The sequence below is a fragment of the Anaerolineales bacterium genome (assembly GCA_015075725.1).
Classification (GTDB): Bacteria; Chloroflexota; Anaerolineae; order Anaerolineales; family Villigracilaceae; genus Villigracilis.
The window spans coordinates 3,915,972-3,932,158 of record JABTTV010000001.1 but is presented as its reverse complement, the minus strand read 5'-3'; the positions used below and the strand labels follow the sequence as shown (position 1 = coordinate 3,932,158).

General features: G+C 53.3%; 17 protein-coding genes and 1 tRNA gene. 8 read left to right on the top strand and 10 right to left on the bottom strand.

Features of this window, described 5'->3' with window-relative positions; all coding sequences use genetic code 11:
- Position 1: 1 nt before the first annotated feature.
- The 3 genes from rsfS to HS100_18765 are packed head-to-tail and all read right to left on the bottom strand — an operon-like array spanning position 2 to position 1,314.
- A complete protein-coding gene (gene rsfS / locus HS100_18775; protein MBE7435968.1) occupies positions 2 to 319 on the bottom strand; it encodes a ribosome silencing factor in 318 nt (105 codons plus the stop codon).
- A 30-nt stretch (positions 320 to 349) separates the two neighbouring features.
- Positions 350 to 928 (bottom strand): RNA 2',3'-cyclic phosphodiesterase, encoded by a 579-nt coding sequence (gene thpR / locus HS100_18770; GenBank protein MBE7435967.1) that lies wholly within the window; start codon positions 926 to 928, stop codon positions 350 to 352.
- On the bottom strand, positions 925 to 1,314 hold the full coding sequence (locus HS100_18765) for a response regulator (protein ID MBE7435966.1): 390 nt from the start codon (positions 1,312 to 1,314) through the stop codon (positions 925 to 927). Before HS100_18765 ends, thpR begins: the two co-directional genes overlap by 4 nt.
- Positions 1,315 to 1,476: 162 nt before the next feature.
- On the opposite strand from HS100_18765, the gene HS100_18760 reads away from it, so the two are divergent.
- Complete coding sequence (locus HS100_18760) at positions 1,477 to 1,983, top strand: DUF1684 domain-containing protein (GenBank protein MBE7435965.1); 507 nt, start codon at positions 1,477 to 1,479, stop codon at positions 1,981 to 1,983.
- Between the two features lie 22 nt (positions 1,984 to 2,005).
- Here HS100_18760 and HS100_18755 read toward each other — a convergent pair whose 3' ends face one another.
- The 6 genes from HS100_18755 to HS100_18730 all read right to left on the bottom strand — a co-directional run bounded on the left by HS100_18755 (position 2,006) and on the right by HS100_18730 (position 7,899).
- The gene (locus tag HS100_18755; protein ID MBE7435964.1) at positions 2,006 to 2,305 is read right to left on the bottom strand and encodes a hypothetical protein; all 300 of its coding nucleotides are present in this window, start codon (positions 2,303 to 2,305) and stop codon (positions 2,006 to 2,008) included.
- A 33-nt stretch (positions 2,306 to 2,338) separates the two neighbouring features.
- Positions 2,339 to 2,977 (bottom strand): RNA polymerase sigma factor, encoded by a 639-nt coding sequence (locus tag HS100_18750; protein MBE7435963.1) that lies wholly within the window; start codon positions 2,975 to 2,977, stop codon positions 2,339 to 2,341.
- 109 nt (positions 2,978 to 3,086) lie between these two features.
- Positions 3,087 to 3,160 (bottom strand) — tRNA-Val (locus tag HS100_18745).
- Positions 3,161 to 3,208: 48 nt separating this feature from the next.
- On the bottom strand, positions 3,209 to 4,705 hold the full coding sequence (locus HS100_18740) for an LCP family protein (protein MBE7435962.1): 1,497 nt from the start codon (positions 4,703 to 4,705) through the stop codon (positions 3,209 to 3,211).
- A gap of 32 nt (positions 4,706 to 4,737) precedes the next feature.
- Complete coding sequence (locus HS100_18735; protein ID MBE7435961.1) at positions 4,738 to 5,553, bottom strand: LysM peptidoglycan-binding domain-containing protein; 816 nt, start codon at positions 5,551 to 5,553, stop codon at positions 4,738 to 4,740.
- A gap of 3 nt (positions 5,554 to 5,556) precedes the next feature.
- The gene (locus tag HS100_18730; GenBank protein ID MBE7435960.1) at positions 5,557 to 7,899 is read right to left on the bottom strand and encodes a GAF domain-containing protein; all 2,343 of its coding nucleotides are present in this window, start codon (positions 7,897 to 7,899) and stop codon (positions 5,557 to 5,559) included.
- Between the two features lie 50 nt (positions 7,900 to 7,949).
- Between HS100_18730 and HS100_18725 the strand changes: the two genes are divergently transcribed.
- The 7 genes from HS100_18725 (at position 7,950) to HS100_18695 (ending at position 15,392) form a co-directional block, all read left to right on the top strand.
- A complete protein-coding gene (locus HS100_18725; protein MBE7435959.1) occupies positions 7,950 to 9,344 on the top strand; it encodes a hypothetical protein in 1,395 nt (464 codons plus the stop codon).
- A 13-nt stretch (positions 9,345 to 9,357) separates the two neighbouring features.
- Entirely contained in the window at positions 9,358 to 10,008 is a 651-nt protein-coding gene (locus HS100_18720) for a hypothetical protein (protein ID MBE7435958.1), read from the top strand.
- Positions 10,009 to 10,015: 7 nt separating this feature from the next.
- Positions 10,016 to 11,284: a tRNA (N(6)-L-threonylcarbamoyladenosine(37)-C(2))-methylthiotransferase MtaB gene (mtaB, locus tag HS100_18715; protein MBE7435957.1), complete on the top strand. Its 1,269-nt coding sequence runs from the start codon at positions 10,016 to 10,018 to the stop codon at positions 11,282 to 11,284.
- A 380-nt stretch (positions 11,285 to 11,664) separates the two neighbouring features.
- Complete coding sequence (locus HS100_18710) at positions 11,665 to 12,996, top strand: hypothetical protein (GenBank protein ID MBE7435956.1); 1,332 nt, start codon at positions 11,665 to 11,667, stop codon at positions 12,994 to 12,996.
- A gap of 86 nt (positions 12,997 to 13,082) precedes the next feature.
- Positions 13,083 to 13,997, top strand: coding sequence for a bifunctional 5,10-methylenetetrahydrofolate dehydrogenase/5,10-methenyltetrahydrofolate cyclohydrolase (locus HS100_18705; GenBank protein ID MBE7435955.1), 915 nt, complete (start codon positions 13,083 to 13,085; stop codon positions 13,995 to 13,997).
- A 149-nt stretch (positions 13,998 to 14,146) separates the two neighbouring features.
- Complete coding sequence (locus HS100_18700) at positions 14,147 to 14,503, top strand: PadR family transcriptional regulator (protein MBE7435954.1); 357 nt, start codon at positions 14,147 to 14,149, stop codon at positions 14,501 to 14,503.
- Between the two features lie 4 nt (positions 14,504 to 14,507).
- Positions 14,508 to 15,392 (top strand): sensor domain-containing protein, encoded by an 885-nt coding sequence (locus tag HS100_18695; GenBank protein MBE7435953.1) that lies wholly within the window; start codon positions 14,508 to 14,510, stop codon positions 15,390 to 15,392.
- Positions 15,393 to 15,457: 65 nt separating this feature from the next.
- On the opposite strand, the gene HS100_18690 is transcribed toward HS100_18695, so the two are convergent.
- Positions 15,458 to 16,168: an SH3 domain-containing protein gene (locus tag HS100_18690; GenBank protein MBE7435952.1), complete on the bottom strand. Its 711-nt coding sequence runs from the start codon at positions 16,166 to 16,168 to the stop codon at positions 15,458 to 15,460.
- Positions 16,169 to 16,187 lie beyond the last annotated feature (19 nt).

Below are 16,187 nucleotides of genomic sequence, written 5' to 3'. Positions count from 1 at the left end.
TTCATTGAAGTCTCAACAGGATTTTTCCATCTTCCCAAAGTTCTTCGATCTGGTAATACTCACGCTGGTCGGGTGAGAGGAGATGCACTACCACGTCGCCAAAATCGACGACCACCCAGCCGTCGCGGGAGAGACCCTGCTTTCGGGCTTTCTTCCTGTATTTTTTCTTGATTTCGTCGGTGGCGGCGCTTGCCAGGGCGTCGAGCATGCGGTCGCTGGTGCCTGTGCAGATGACGAAATAGTCGGTAAAGGATGCGATGTCCTTGATATCCATCAGGAGGATGTCTTCGCCTTTCTTATCCTCCAGGGCGTGTACGATGTCGCGTGCCATGTTCAGGGCGGTCAGGGGTCACCTCAACGGCGCGGAGAATAGTCTGGTGTAAACCGACCCGTCCGCGTGCAGGTCGCTTTGGTAGAGATGCACAGAGTCTACTCTGGCTGTGCCGATCCTGCCAAGTTGGATTTCAGCAACGGCATTGCGTATTCTTTGAAGTTGCCCTGCGTCGATTCCCTGTCGGACCCGTCCCACGGTCAGATGCGGTGAGAATGAGCGTCCATCCTTCTCGTAGCCGAGACGGGCAGCACCCGCTTCGATCTCGCGTTGAAGGGAGGCGAGGGCGGCTGGAGCGTGGACTCCAACCCAAAGGACGCGAATCCGGTTTGAGGTTGGGAAGGAGCCGAATCCACCGATGGTCAGGTCGAATTTTTGGGCTGAATCCGCGGCTTGGGAGAGCATCTGTTTGAGGAAGTCCAAATGCGTCCCAGGTATGTTGCCCAGAAATTTTAATGTCAGGTGCATATTGCGGGCGGGAACCCAGCGGATGGCATCGTTCCCCAATGTCTGGCGCAGGTGGGAAATTTGTTCTTCGATTGATTCTTGAAGGGATGAAGGCAGGTCAATGGCGATAAAAGCCCGAATTTGATTCATTCCGGATCGGAAATGCCGAGCACCTTCTCAACCGCCTGCTTGAGGTCTTGATACCCAACCGGTTTGGTGAGGTACATGGAAGCGCCGGCTTCGAACCCCGTTCGAATGTCGCCAGGCATGCTTTTGGCGGAAAGGATGATGACGGGAATGGATGCGAGCTCGGGTTCGCGGCGAATATAACGCAGGACTTCGAGGCCTGAAATGTCGGGCATCATGATGTCCAAAAGGATTACGTCGGGTTTTTCCTGGCTGATGATGGGGATGGCGGGACCGCTGGAAAACATTTTGATGACTCGAAAACCATTCAATCGCATCATTTCGGAGAAGAGTTCCGCGGCGTCCGCTTCGTCCTCGATGATCATGACTGTCTTTTGTTTGGAATTCATCCGAAATCCTCTGCCGCGCTAAAAATAGCATAAAGGCATCGAAATTGCAAGGGCGTTTTCGTGTTGCGATGACTTTGCAACCCGCCTCCAATAAATTGAATTGTAAGAAAACCCCGGTTGTTCATGTCTGGTAGAAAGAATGGATGACGAATAGGAGAGACGATGACCGAACTTGAGGCGTTCCGTGCAGAGAAGGATGAATTCTTTGCCAGCCACCCGCAAAGCCCCTTGACCCGCGAGCAGAAAGCGGGTTTTCACGGCTTGAATTATTTCCCTGAAAATGAACAACTGCGCATCGAGGCGCAGGTGGAGGAATTTTCTGTCAAGGATGGGTTCGATATGCAGACTTCCACCGGGGGAGTTCAGCACTATGAACGATACGGCAGGATTTCATTTTCTGTCGAAGGTGAGACCGTTGAGTTGACGATTTTTCGGAGCGAGCACGGATATTTCCTTCCCTTTGTCGATTCTCTGGCCGGTCGGGAAACGTATCCGGCAGGGCGGTATCTCGAGCCGGAGGTTTTGCCGGGAGGTCGATTTCTTGTCGACTTCAATCTAGCCTATAACCCGTATTGCGCATACAACGAGATGTGGTCCTGTCCGATCACCCCGGTGGAGAACAGGGTGAGGGTGCCCATCCGGGCGGGCGAGAAGCTGTTTCACGGATAAAAAATTGACAGGCGATCGCCTGTCAATTTTTTTCATCCTCTTTTGTGTGCTCGATCACGGTGAGCAGGGCTTCGTATTCATCGCAGCATTCCGAGCAGATGTCCAGATGCTCGCGGATGAGCGGAGTGAGTTTATGGGCGCTTCCGCCCCTGATCTCGGTTTCCACGAATTCGTCCAATACTGCGTAGAATTCCCCACAGGATAGTTCCTCCTCCTTGAACTGTTCGAGCACGTGGAGGAACTTGAGCGTAACCTCGTCGGTCATCTCGGGCTGGGAGGACGAGCGGTTTCGGATTCGATGGAGCAGGTTTTTTATGTTCATTCTAAGGCTGAGACGATTAATATAAAGTTAATCTTACTTTTGTTCGAAAGCGAGCAGCACATCCTGCGGGGATAGATCTTCGAGGGAGAGGCGCTTTTTCAGGCGCAGGCGGGCATCGTGCAATAATTTATAAAGCGCGTTGCGGTTGGTCTTCATTCTGCGGGCGGCTTCTTCCATGGGCACATCCTGCAAACCGAGCAGTACAAGCGCTTCGCGTTGTTTGGGGGTCAGTTCCTCTTCCAAGATCCGCCTCACCCGGACGATCATGTCTTTGCGCTCGGCTGAAGTTTCGGGGGAAGCTTGCGGGTCGGCAAGCAGGCCGGGGGGCGGAGGAGCGTCTTCGTTTTCAGTCAACTCGTCGAGGGATGCATCGCGCCAGCGCTTGCGGCGGAGTTCGGTCAATGCGATGCGAATGGCGATCTTATGAACCCAGGTTGTGAAAAGACTGCGCCCTTCGAAAGTGTTCAACTGATCCAGGACGCGTAGGAGAGTTTCCTGCGTCACCTCCTCGACGAGAGGCTGGAAGAGCGGATCGTCGGAGGATAACCATCGCGAAAGGGCATAAGGAAGTCCCTTTTGGACGACCAGGCGCAAATCAGCCAGGGCTTCCTCGTGGGGTGCGCCTGTGCTGCGTAAGGCTGAAAGCCATGCTTCATTTGAGCGGTTTGTCATACACCGTGATTATAAAAGAGGACGGAGCTTTTTTTGCAATCATGATAGATTCTGATAGTTTGCTTACACATTTCGGAAAAAAAACCGCCTCGTGGGAGGCGTTTTTTTGTGGGCGCACAGGGACTCGAACCCCGGGCCTCATCTGTGTGATAGATGCGCTCTAACCAACTGAGCTATGCGCCCTTTGTGACGGGCGGGATTATAGTCCAGCCGTTCCGCTTTTGCAAGGAATTAATGGGTGAGGTCCTCCGGTTTGAAGCACGCTTGATAATCGGCGCCAAGGATGACGCGATATTGCACGCGGCTGTTCGGGTCCGGGATGGATAATATATTGGCGGAGTATGCTCCCAGGACATTTAGGATGGTCTGACGTTCATTTTGGTCCTGTGTCACTGTGTGATCCACAAGAACGGAACCGGCGTAATCCCTGTTATCTGCAATTCCCGTGGTGGTTTCGTATCCGGCGTAATTCAGGCGGGAGGCGGCCAGCGCTTCCATCGTGTCGAAGCGTGAGCCGTTCTGCACTTCGATCGTGATATTTTCCCTGACGGTTGCGTATGTGGAGAGGGTCGTCGCTTCGATCAATAACTGCCTTAACGCCTCCTCCTGCGGTAAGAGAACGGACGCGCCGCCCGGTGTGATCCATGAAGTGACATAAGGCGGACGGATGTAATAACTGCGGATGTTCGCGTTGGTGAAATTGATGGCGTAAGGCGCAAGATTCAACATATCACCCAGACCCATGTCGGTTATAACTGTGCTTGAAAAATCGTTATAGAGTTGGGGAATCTTGCTGAACGTATTTGTTTGTAGCGCTTTTTGAAAAAGGGTCCGGATGACTTCCTGTTGTCGGCGACCTCGGTCGAAATCGTTGGATTTGGAACGGGAACGGGCGTACCAAAGCGCGAGGTCTCCGTCCATATGCACCTGCCCGGGTCCCACTGTGTACAGCCACCAATTGTTTTCGTTATTCTCATCGAGGCCGGGGGAGATGAGCCGCCAGTCTGTGTAGGGACAGGCGACGGGGACATCGATCCCGCCGAGGGTATCCACGATGCGGCGAAATCCGTCGAACTCGACCATGGCTGTATGATCGATGCGGATGCCGAAGTTTTGCAGGATCGTATCCTTCAATAACCCCATACCACCGCCTGGGTAGCCGCCGGATATTCCGCTCTGGTAGGCGGTATTGATGCGCTGCATCCCGACAGTAGGAATGTAAAGCCAGGTATCGCGTGGGATGGAGATCAATGAAACCTGCCCTTCACGATACCAGACAATGGCGATGAGCAAGGTATCCGTGCGGTGCGATGAGCCGTAAGGTCTGCGGTCTGAACCGATGAGTAGAAAGTTTACGGTCTCATTGTTGGTCAACGGCGGCAGGGAGGCGGGATCCACCGATGGGACTTCGGGGGGCGGGGCTGCCTGCGTCGGAAACAACTGTTCGAAGGACGCAGTCGCTGTCGGGGAGGCGAGAGGCGCAGCGGTTGGCGGGACGATTATGGTCGGAAGGATCGCCGGCGGCTCAGGATTCGAATCATTAACAAGAAGTAACGATGAGGTCGGAGTAACAAGCGAAGGCTGGAACGGCGTTGGAGTCGGGCTTGCATTCGCCGCTGGGGTGATCAAGACGAACGGCAGAGGCGCCTGCTCGGTGGCGGGCGGAGCACATGAGGTAAATATCACTGTCGCAAGGACGGTCGATATAATAAGTGTGGATGGTTTCATCGATGTATTCGAACGTTAATGGAATGTGCGTGTTATGGGGATGGAGTGGTGATCGGGAACGGTGTCAGCGAGGCGGTCTGGGTCGGGATGGGCGTCACGGTGGAAGATGGAGTTGATGTTGGCGGGATGGGCGTTTGGGTCAGGGTCGGCGTGCCTGTGAATGGCAGGCTCGTTCCCGGTTCGGTGAATACGGGAGTCGCTGTGATATTCTGGGTAATTGTCGCAGACTTTGTCGGGGTCCGTGGTGTGACATTTGGCACCCAAAGGATTTCGCCTGCAAAGATGACCTCGGTCCTGCGACAGTTCGCCTTTTTAAGGGCATCCAGGGTGGTCGAATATGCCAGAGCGATGCTGAACAACGTATCGTTCGCTTTCACGACATAATTTTTTATCCAGCCAGCAGCGCCGGGGGTGCATGCCGCTGGGATGCTCGTTGGCTGGTTTGGAACGAAGATGCGCGTTCCTGGAAGCAGGCTGCTGCTGACCAGGCAGTTCCCGCCTCTCAAGATCTCCCCGGTTGTTCCATATCTTGCGGCAAGGCTTTCGAGCGTGTCACCTGGTTGGACGTAAATGAGTATCCATCCGGTTGGAGGGGGGCAGTTTGTGGATTGGGCGATCGTGCTGGTGGCCGTAAAGGTCGATGATGTTAAAGCTGAAATCAAAGTCGAAGTCGGTGGAAATGTGTTCGTTGCCGTGACGGGAATCGGCGAAGGGATCGGCGTCAGGGTCGAGACTTCAGTTTCTTCCGGGACGAACCCGACAAGGGAAATTGACAGTGCGCCAAGAGTCAACCCGATGGAGAGGAACGCTGCCACCAGCGCATTCCCAAATTCGCGCACACTCCGCATTAACTATTTCCTTTTTTGTTTTTCTACAAGTTTTTCGCCGGAGATCGGCAATAGCACACTAAAGGTGGCGCCCTGACCCATGTTGCTTTCCACCCAGATGCGGCCCTGCTGGGCCTCGGTCAAAGTCTTTGCGATGGACAAACCCACACCGGTATCACCGACGCCCTGGATAAGGACGTTGTCGGCGCGATAGAGCCGGGTAAAGACCCGCGGCAGATCTTCGGGAGCGATTCCCCCGCCCATGTCAGTGACCTGGATCAGGATGTACTCCATCCCATCTTCGCTTCGTGTCTGGACCTTGAGTCGGATCGTCCCTTCGAAGGGGGTCGCCGCCCCGGCATTTTGCAATAGATGAATGAGGATCTGTTGAAGCGCTTCGCGGTCGGCGTGGATGGACGTCGGCGATTTCGGCACTTCGAGGTGGATGGAAATATTCTTCTCGCGAATCTGCGAACTCGTATATGACATGGCGTTGTCGATGATCGAATTAAGGTCCACCGATTCGGGTTTGAGTTCGTTGAGATCGGTTGCCAGGGTCGTGATCTGGATCATGTCGTCCGTCAAACTGCGGATTCGCTCTGTCGAAACCTTGATGCGGTCGACGAATTTTCTCTGCAGCGCGCCAAGAATGCCCACCGATTCGCCCAGGAGCAGGTCGGTGTAACCGACGATCGAGGAAAGCGGCTGGCGTAATTCCTGCGAAATGGAGGCGATCACTTCCGCCTGCTCGGTATTTTTCGTTGCGATGTGTCCCTTTTCCAATTCATCCAGTTTCATTCTCGCTTCTGCAAGCTGATTTTGCAGGGTTGCCACTTCCTGCAGGGTATCATTGAGTTCCTGTTCAGCCTGGGTTGGAGTCAGATTCTTCCCGGCGCGGAGTTCGGCGTTTTCATTCTGGAGATGTTCGATAATGAATTGCGACTCTTCCTGCGCGGCTCTTAGCGAAGCGATGTCGTCTGGGCGGTTTTGCTCCGCTTCGTTTCGAGCCGTTTCGAGTTGGCTGGTCAACTCGCGGATTCGCCGCTCGAGGTCTGTCGCCTGTGCTTTCGAGAGGCTGTTCTCCTCTTCAAGCCTGGAAACCCTCTGGTTGCGCTGGATAATGGGTACCAGGGAAGTGGCTATGTTTGAAAGGAAGGCTTGATCTTCTGCGCTCCATGTCCGGTCGGAGTATGGCGAAAGCAAAAGGATGCCTCCCAAAGTTTCCTTATCCGGGGTAAGGATGGGGACATAAAGGATATGGCCGGGGTTGCTCAAACCGAGGATGTCCGCGAGACCCTTGATATCCGCCGATGTGCTGCTGGCAGGGAGCCTCAAAGGTCGCCCGCGCTGGATCGAATTTGCCAGCATCGGTATCGCATTTTTGGAAAGGGGTCCGCCATCAAGGCTTTCCTCCCGGATCAAATCATATCCACCCGCAATAACCATCTGCTTGTTCTCGTCAGTAAGATAGATCATGAAGCACAGGTCTGCGAGCATGGTTTGCGCCGTGGCGCGCGTGATCGCCTGGCTCATCTTCGTGGAATTATTCTCGGCGGCGACTGCAAGCAGCGCGTGGAAAGTCTTCGGGTCGGTGCTGTATCTTCTTCGTTCCGGCCGTCCCGTCAGATCCTGTTTCCGGGTTGTCGGTTTGACAGGTTGCGCAACCTCCACGCCTTGGATGGATGAAAACCGCTGGGGCAGGGTCAGCAGGATCGGGAATGCCGCCATGTATGCGAGCCGCACAATGCCGGGGTAATCGCCTTCCAATCCGATGAGCAATTGTCCGAGATGACCCGCAAAGCAAAGGAGCATCAGAATGATACCGTACCACATGCCATCGGGTTTGCGGATAAAGAGAACTGCCATACCCAACAAGGTAAGGAGAAGAGAACCGACCTGCCAGACAAGGTCATCGATGGTCAGGTTGTAACTCAAGGTCGCGGACTCTGGATTGGCGATCTGTTGATTCCATGAGATCAAACCAAGCCCCAGTGCGGTGATGATGAACATGCTCAACAATGTCGCTGCTGCATCCGCCAGGCGGTTGGGTTCGGGGAAGGCGTACAACCATGTGACCCAAACGATGCCAAAAGCGAGAAAGGCGCGGTCCAGGGGCGGGAGAACGGATTTTGGATCCAGCAATTCCTGCCATCCCAGGCCGCTCAATAAAAACATGAGAATCTGGGCGCACAGCAATATTCCCAGCCCGATGAATGCGCGGCGCGATTGTGGAAATTCGCTCGCCCGCCAATGATTGAACGCCGACTGCAAGGCGCTGGCAACCACGAATACCAGGACGATGTAATAGATCAAATCGCCTGGCGGGACGGTCAATTGCGTCAAAACCAATTGAATAAAGTCGCTCATTCGATGGTGATTATACTGCCAGTCCCGGATTATCGCGTAGAATTGAAATCATGTTGCGACGGATCGGATCGACCTATTGGATCGTTTTTCTTCTCATCTTTTCGGCGGTGGTCTCAATACTTCTTGGGGGCTACTCCAGTCTCGATCGCGCAGAGCAGGCGGAGCGAGAGGGGAGTTACGCCCTTGCCGCAGAATCCTTTGCCCATGCCGCAAGATTTTTACCCTGGCGCAGGGATTTGTTCGAACGCGCAGGCATTAACGGGGCACAGGCGGGGGACTTTTCCGCAGCCGTGGGTTATTTCGAAAAGGGGGATGATTTCTCAGAACAAGGTTGGATCTGGTATTGCACATCTCACATACAGCTCGGGAATTTGTCAGCAGCTGCGCCTATTTGCAACAAGGGGGCTGAGCGCCATGAATCAGCGGGGTTGTACAGCCTGCTGGCTTTCATATATCGCGAAGAGAAGGATTGGGAAGCGGAGCGGCTCGCTCTCGAAAATCAAACCCGGCTGGATTCTTCGGATGCCTATGCCGCGTATCGACTTGGCATGTTATCGATGTTGCTATCTCCCGACGATGCACTGCCTGAATTGACCCGCGCCTCGACTCTCAATCCGGAGGTTGATTCAGCTGTTCAGACTTTACGTGCCGCCCTGGCAGTATCAAGCCAACAAAACGACCCTTCCATGCAAAGGGTGATCATCGGTCAAGCCTTTGGTCTCGTTCAGGACTGGGAATTGGCCACAGCGGCATTCGAAGAGGCGATTCGGCTAAATGATATCAATGCTGAGGCGTGGGCATGGCTTGGAGAGGCGAAACAGCAGACCGGTCAGGATGGAAGCGCGGAACTTGATCGGGCGTTGTCACTGGATCGAAATTCTGTCAGTGTTCGCGCGTTGCGCGGGTTGTATTGGAGCCGTAAAGGTAAGTACGAACAAATGCTCGCGGAATATCTACTCGCGGCCGGTATCGAACCGGAAAATCCGCGCTGGCGGGCCGGGGTCGGCGAAGCGTATGCCAAACTTGGCGACCTGGTTCTTGCGTTGGAATCGTATCAGCGTGCTGTGGAACTTGAACCGAACTCAGCGGAATACCTGCGCTTGCTCGCGGTTTTTTGCGCGGAGAATACCATCCAGGTCGAGGAGATCGGTTTGCCCGCCGCCCAGCAAGCCTTTGCGCTCGCGCCAACCGACCCCGTTGTTCTGGATACCCTCGGCTATGTTTATCTATCCACAGGGCGATTTGCCAATGCTGAACTGGTCTTGAAGCAAGCCATTGACATAGCGCCCGAGTTTTATTCTGCGCACATCCATCTTGCCCTCACGTATCTCGCCCAGGGGAATCGAGCGGCGGCCTTCAACCTGCTGACATTTGTCCGCGATGCTCAAAATCCCGGCGGGTACGCCGACGCCGCGCGCCAGTTATTGGATAAATACTTTAGATGATAAAATCGCGTTCATGAATCGATTCCTTTTGTTTTTCGTTTTGTCCGCTCTGATTGCCGCCTGCGCGGGTGCGCCTCCCGGGCAGGGACAGGCTCCCGCCGCGCCGCAAGCGTCAGGTTCGGTGCTCTTTCAGGATGACTTTGCGCAGCCCACCACCGGCTGGGATCGCCTGCTCGTCACCGAAGGCGTGATGGATTATTATTCCGGCGGTTACCGCATGCTCGTCAATGCCTTGCAGACGAATTTTTGGGCGACCCCGCGCCGGAATTTCACCGACGTGCGCGTCGAAGTGGATACCGGCAAATTGGCGGGTCCGGATGAGAACCGCATCGGTGTGATCTGCCGTTATAACGGGAGGGACTATTATTTCTTCATCATCACCAGCGACGGCTACTATGGCATGGGTCTCTTTCAAGGAGGCCAGGCGTTATTGCTCGGTCAATCCGAATTGCTGGCCTCGTCCAGTATCAACAAGGGACTTGCCATCAATCATATTCGCGCAGATTGTGCCGGAAACACGTTGACCTTTTATGTGAACGGGAATCTGGTGGCGCAGGCGCAGGATGCAGCTCTTTCTTCCGGCGATGTGGGAATCCTTGCAGGTACCTTCAGCGCGTCGGGCGTTGACATAATTTTCGACAATTTCGTCGTTTTGCAGCCTTGATGGTTTTATGAAGATCTTTCTCGATACGATAGGTTGCCGTCTTAACCAGGCGGAGATCGAAACCATGTCGCGGCAGTTTCGCGCTGCGGGGCACGAGATCGTCGCGTCTGCCGATCGCGCAGATATGGCGGTGGTTAACACTTGCGCGGTCACAACCCAGGCCGCATCTGACTCTCGTGGCAAGGTTCGCGCCATCGCGCGGGCGGGCGTGAGCGAGATCGCCGCCACCGGATGTTGGACTACCCTCCAGCCGAAGGAAGCCGCGAGCCTCCCCAATGTCAGGCATATAATTTCAAACGAAAAAAAAGATCTGCTCGTTTCCGAGATCCTCGGCTTGCCCAAAGAGTCGTTCGATCATGAACCTATCGACCGGGTGCCCATTCCCGGCTTGCATCGCCGCACGCGAGCATTCATAAAAGTGCAGGATGGCTGCGACAACCAATGCACGTTTTGCATTACGACACTCGCCCGCGGCGAAGGACGTTCACGACATATCGGTGACGTGATTCGCGACGTCAATTCGGCGCTCGCAGGCGGTTCGAAGGAGATTGTCCTGACCGGTGTTCATCTTGGTTCATGGGGAAATGATTTTGGGTTTCATCTCCGTGATTTGGTAAAAGCGCTTTTACGGGATACGGATGTCCGCCGCCTGAGACTCTCCTCTCTCGAACCCTGGGATCTGGATGCGGGCTTTTTCTCCTTATGGGAAGATTCCCGCCTCATGCCTCACCTTCATCTGCCGCTCCAATCTGGTAGCGACTCAACGCTGAAACGGATGGCTCGCAAAACCACAACGGACTCTTTTCGAGAGCTCGTCCATGCCGCCCGCGCGGTGATTCGGGATGTCGCCATCACGACCGATTTGATTGCAGGATTCCCCGGCGAGACGGAAAGAGAATTTGCAGACACTCTGAGCTTTGTCACCGAAATGAATTTTTCTGGCGGGCATGTCTTCTCCTATTCGCCCCGTCCCGGCACGGGGGCGTCTCGGATGAAGGGACAGATCAAGCCCGAGTTAAGAAAGAAGCGGAATCGCATCCTGCAAGAATCGATTGAAAGGTCGGCAAGGTCTTATCGAGAAAAATTCATCGGAAAGTCCATGTCTGTTCTGTGGGAGTCGACAACAGAATATGATGAATTCGGTTGGAGGATGGAAGGCTGGACGGGAAATTATCTGCGGGTGAGCGCGACAGCCCCTTCGCCAAGGTGGAATGAGTTGGATGAGGTGTTTTTGCAGGAAATGGGGGACGGCGTTATACGTGGGGAGATTCATTGAGCAGGCTCAATCCTTTTGTCCGCAAACATGGCTTGGTCGTTGCGGCATCGGTCGCCTTTTCAGTCAGTCTTGTCGTACTACTCTATATCCTTTACTTTCAATCGTTTGGTTTGAGTTTGAGGCGTGCTCTGTTTGGGGGAATTATCGTTGCTGTGTTATCTTTCTTGAGTCTTGCTTTGATCTTTTATTTAAAGAGAAAGCATTATTTTGAGGACCAGGCTCGGTTCCTGAAAACCCTGGGGTTTTGGATGTTTCTGGCTCTACTGCTCAGCCCATGCTTTTTCCCGATTCCTCATTATCCGACATCTCCGTTATTCCAGGCAACCAGTAATCTGAAAATCACGGTTGATTATCCGGACGAAGAGAATGATCCGGTTCAAATGAAGGGGGTATGGCTGAGATTCGACGACAAAACCTATTCCTATGAGGATTTTATTTTTTCAGGGGAGTGGGAGGCTGAATCCGATTATTTTTTCCTAAGCCCCGGCTCTGTCGGTGAATTGATCTGGCAGGGGAGCATTGGCGAGCGGGCTACCCTGACGTTGTTTCCATTGGATAAGAGGGCGAAGGTCACTATATTGTGGGATGGTGAGAAATTCGATTCCATATTGGTGGATAAGCCGTTTATCGTCAACAAGAAAAGCTCGACCCCCTTCTCGTATTATGCCCTGATCGTTATTACGAGAATTGTTTGCTTCGGTTTTGCTTTCTTTGTTTTCTTCAGTGTGTTTGAGTCGGTGGATAGCCAGAAGAAAAGACAGATTGCGGTCTTTGTCCTGCTTGCTCTCTTGGGTTTGTATTCAGTTTATCTTCAATTTGAAAACCCAGAACTTAAAGGGCGGCTTGATTTACAGGTCGACAGGCACAATGCGGTGATTAGCGGCGCGGCATTGGATCCCTGGCAATATCGGGTCTTTGCGGAGTGGTTGATCGAGGCCCTGGTTTTGGCCGCGAAACCTCTCGGGATAGCAGATCCGTACCTTTGGGTTTTTGTCTTTTTACGGGTCCTCCAAAATTTTACGATCTTCCTGCTCGCGTATTTCTATTTTCGAAAACTGGCATTTTCAGAGGTGGTTTCGCTGGCAGGCATCATCTTCCTGACCGGCTCGTTGCTTAATTCATTCCATCAAAGCGACCTCTCCTTCAACACGTACTTCGATTTGATCTTTTACCTCGGCGCAGGGCTGTTGATTTTAAATGACTTCTTCCAGTTGTTACCCTATTTGATGGTTTTCGCGTCTCTGAATCGCGAAACAAGCGGACTGATTCCATTCATGGGATTTTCCTCGCTCCAAAATTTCCGAACCGACAGGGCGAAACTCGCTTCGATCCTATTTTCCCTGGTTGTTTGGACGGTGATTTTTTTCCTTTTACGGGCGTTATACCCCGACCGTGAGTTGTTCATCCCTTATGGTTATCACCCCGGACCTGAACTCCTATCCTACAATTTGACCCCGTTCTCCTTGATATTATTCCTCCGTTTTCTCAGTTTTGCGCCCTTTGTCGGGTTGTTGTACTACAGGCAATGGTCGCCGTTGCTGAAGCGGTTTTTTATTGCAATCGTCCCGCTATGGTTTCTCGTCCATTTTCTTGGCGGAGTGGTTTCGGAGGCTCGCCTTTTCCTCGTGCCGCAGGCGCTGGTTTTCATCCCGCTTTTTTTGTGTTATATGCGAGAATATTACCCTGCTGGGGGGCAGAGTCAGGTTGTATAAGGTTCTTATCGTTACAAATGTCACTATATCGAATCGGGCGCAGAATATATAATTTTATATGAAAATCAAGGCACAAGGAGCAACCCATGACGGCTCAATTAATAGATGGAACTGCCATAGCGCAGAAGGTGCGCGATGGAGTGAAGGAAAAAACCGCGAAACGGCTTGCTGAGGGCAAGTCACAGCCGGGTCTGGCGACCGTATTGGTGGGGGACCGGATCGATTCGGCGACCTACGTCAGCATGAAGCAGAAGGCATGCGCCGAGTTGGGAATGACGTCATATCATCACCCTCTCCCAGCAGATGTCTCGCAGGCGGACCTGGAAAAACTTATCAAGGAGTTGAACGCCGACCCGAAGGTGAACGGCATTTTGGTGCAGCTGCCTTTGCCGGATCATCTGGATGAAGAACGCGTCCTCCAACTCATTTCGATCGAGAAGGATGTGGATGGATTCTCGCCCATCAACCTCGGCCGCCTCGCGCAAAAGGGGCGCGAACCGCTTTTTGTTCCCTGCACGCCTTATGGATGCATTTACCTCCTCAAGGAAGCCGGGGTCAAGATCGCTGGTGCGAACGCCGTGGTGTTGGGGCGGTCGAACATCGTCGGCATGCCCGCGGCTTTGCTCCTCATCAAGGAAAACGCCACTGTGACAGTCGTCCACTCGAAGACGAAAGACATCCCCGGTGTCCTGCGCGATGCAGATATTATCATCGCTGCCATTGGACGTGCTGAGATGGTTCGCGGCGATTGGATCAAACCCGGCGCGGCGGTCATCGACGTGGGGATCAACGGCATTCCGAAACTTAATCCGGATGGTACACAGATGATCAGCCAGAAAACGGGCAAACCTCTTCAGCGCCTGGTTGGGGACGTTAATTTTGAAGAAGCGAAGGAAGTCGCTGGTTTCATCACGCCTGTCCCCGGCGGCGTTGGTCCCATGACGATTGCAATGTTGATGGCAAATACATTCAGGGCGGCGGAAATCCAGGATAATAAGTAGAAGCTGGCAGTTTCCTTTCGTGATGAAATCAGCCCCGGCCGCCTCCGGGGCTGATTTCTTGCCTATCAAAAACCCTTGACATATCATTAGATTTATACTAATATTTGATTATTAGTAGTAAGAAATTGATATTATCGAAAGGAGCCCATATGTTCGTTCTTGATGCTCATACAAAAAAATTCCAAAAGGAACTTAATGCGGGAACCTCCTCGCTGGTGCTGTTGAGCGTTTTGAACCGCAGCGGCGAGCCGATGTACGGGTATCAGATAGCGAAGATGCTCGAAGAAAGCGCGCCGGATATCCCAATGATGAAGCAGGGGACTTTATATCCCGTCCTGCGTTCGCTGGAGGATAATGGCTTGCTTGGCAGCGTTGTTGAACCGTCCGTGTCAGGTCCGCCGCGCCGTTATTACAAGATTACGAGAGAGGGCCGGGAGGCGCTGGCTGAGTGGACCGAATTATGGAAACAAACCCGGAAGTTCGTGGATTCGATCTTGAAAGGATGAAATGATGTTCAATACAATCGAAGAATATTTGAATGCTTTGAAAATGGAGATGAAGAATGTGGATCCTGCATTGGTGCAGGATGCCCAATCGGATGCGCGGGAACATCTGACCCTGGCGCTTGCCTCGGCAAAAGAAAAGGAACCTGAAAGAAACGATACTGACGCACTGGCGAAGATCATCCAGGAATATGGCTTGCCTGAAGAGACTGCCCAGGCATATCGCGAGGCGGAGCGCCGCATCTCCCCGGCCTTGAGTCAACCGGTCAGGCCGCGTTCCATACTTGGGGATTTCTTCGGCGTGTATGTGGACCCGCGAGCCTGGGGCGCCCTGCTGTATATGTTCATTGCCTTTATCACTGGCGTCTTCTATTTCACCTGGGCTGTGACTGGCGCATCGATCTCGATCTCCTTTTTGATCTTTATCTTTGGTTTTCCGCTTTCACTGCTTTTCCTGCTTTCGATTCGCGGACTTGCCTTGCTGGAAGGAAGATTGGTCGAAGCGTTGCTCGGTGTGCGGATGCCGCGCCGCGCGCTTTTTTCTCATCATGACATGAAGTGGCTGGACCGCCTCAAAACGCTTTTGGTGGACCGGCAAACCTGGATGATGCTGCTATATATGCTCGTTCAATTCGTTTTGGGAACTGTTTATTTCATCCTGATTGTTCTTGTGCTGAGTTTTTCCCTGGCGTTTATCGCGATCCCTGTTTTTCAAGAGGCTCTGAATCAGGGCGCGATGGTGATCGGAGACACCCGCATCTTCTTCCCATCATGGACATACCCGCTGTGGGCGATTGGTGGGTTTTTATTGTGGACGATCTTCATGAATATTTCGCGCGGCATCGGGCAGCTGCATGGAAAAATGGCGAAGTGGATGCTGGTGGGTGAGTAGTTCGCCAGGTTAATATCCTCAAACAGAAGAGCCGCACCTTCGCGCGGCTCTTCTGTCTTTAGAACTTAACAACCAAGTGTTATCGCCTTGCTGCTTGCGTCACCGGCGGGATTGAATGCGATAACCCGATATCCCACTGTCTGGCCCGATAAAAGCGTGATGGTTTCGTTGAATTCGATCGAGTTTGCAGGAAGTTCGGCAACCACAACATCGTTGCGCACGACGCGATAGCCTGTTTCATCTTCCTTATCCGCCCAGCGAATGGTGACATTGGCTTGATTCGTCTCGTAATTGCAGGCGATATCCCATTTTTGCAGGCTGACGTTTTGCGGTGCGCCCCCCTCGGGGAGGGGCGGCGCGGTGACGGTCGGTACGGCGCTCGTGTTTCCTGCCGGGGTGACGAATTGACCCGCCACCCAGCATTGACCTTTGTCGGTTTCAACGATCCAAAAACTTGGCGGGAGGAAACCGACGATCTCGACGGAAACTCCTGGCTGGATCTGGGTGACCGGCGGGTAATTCACACCTGGACCGGTGCGGCAATTGGTCACATCTTCGAAGCTTGCCGATGGTGCTTCTCCCGCGGACGGAGTTTTGTCTTGTCCTGAAACCCCAGCAGTCGGGCTGGCGAGAGGACTCTGATTGTTCAACGCCGCTTCGACGGTCTGCACGGCGGATGTGGCAACAGCGGGATCCGTAATTTCGCTTGCGGGGGGCATGTTACATGAAGAAACGAACAGGCTGATTAGCAAAAGAATGTGACAACAACGCTGCATGGCATTCTCCGATTTCAAA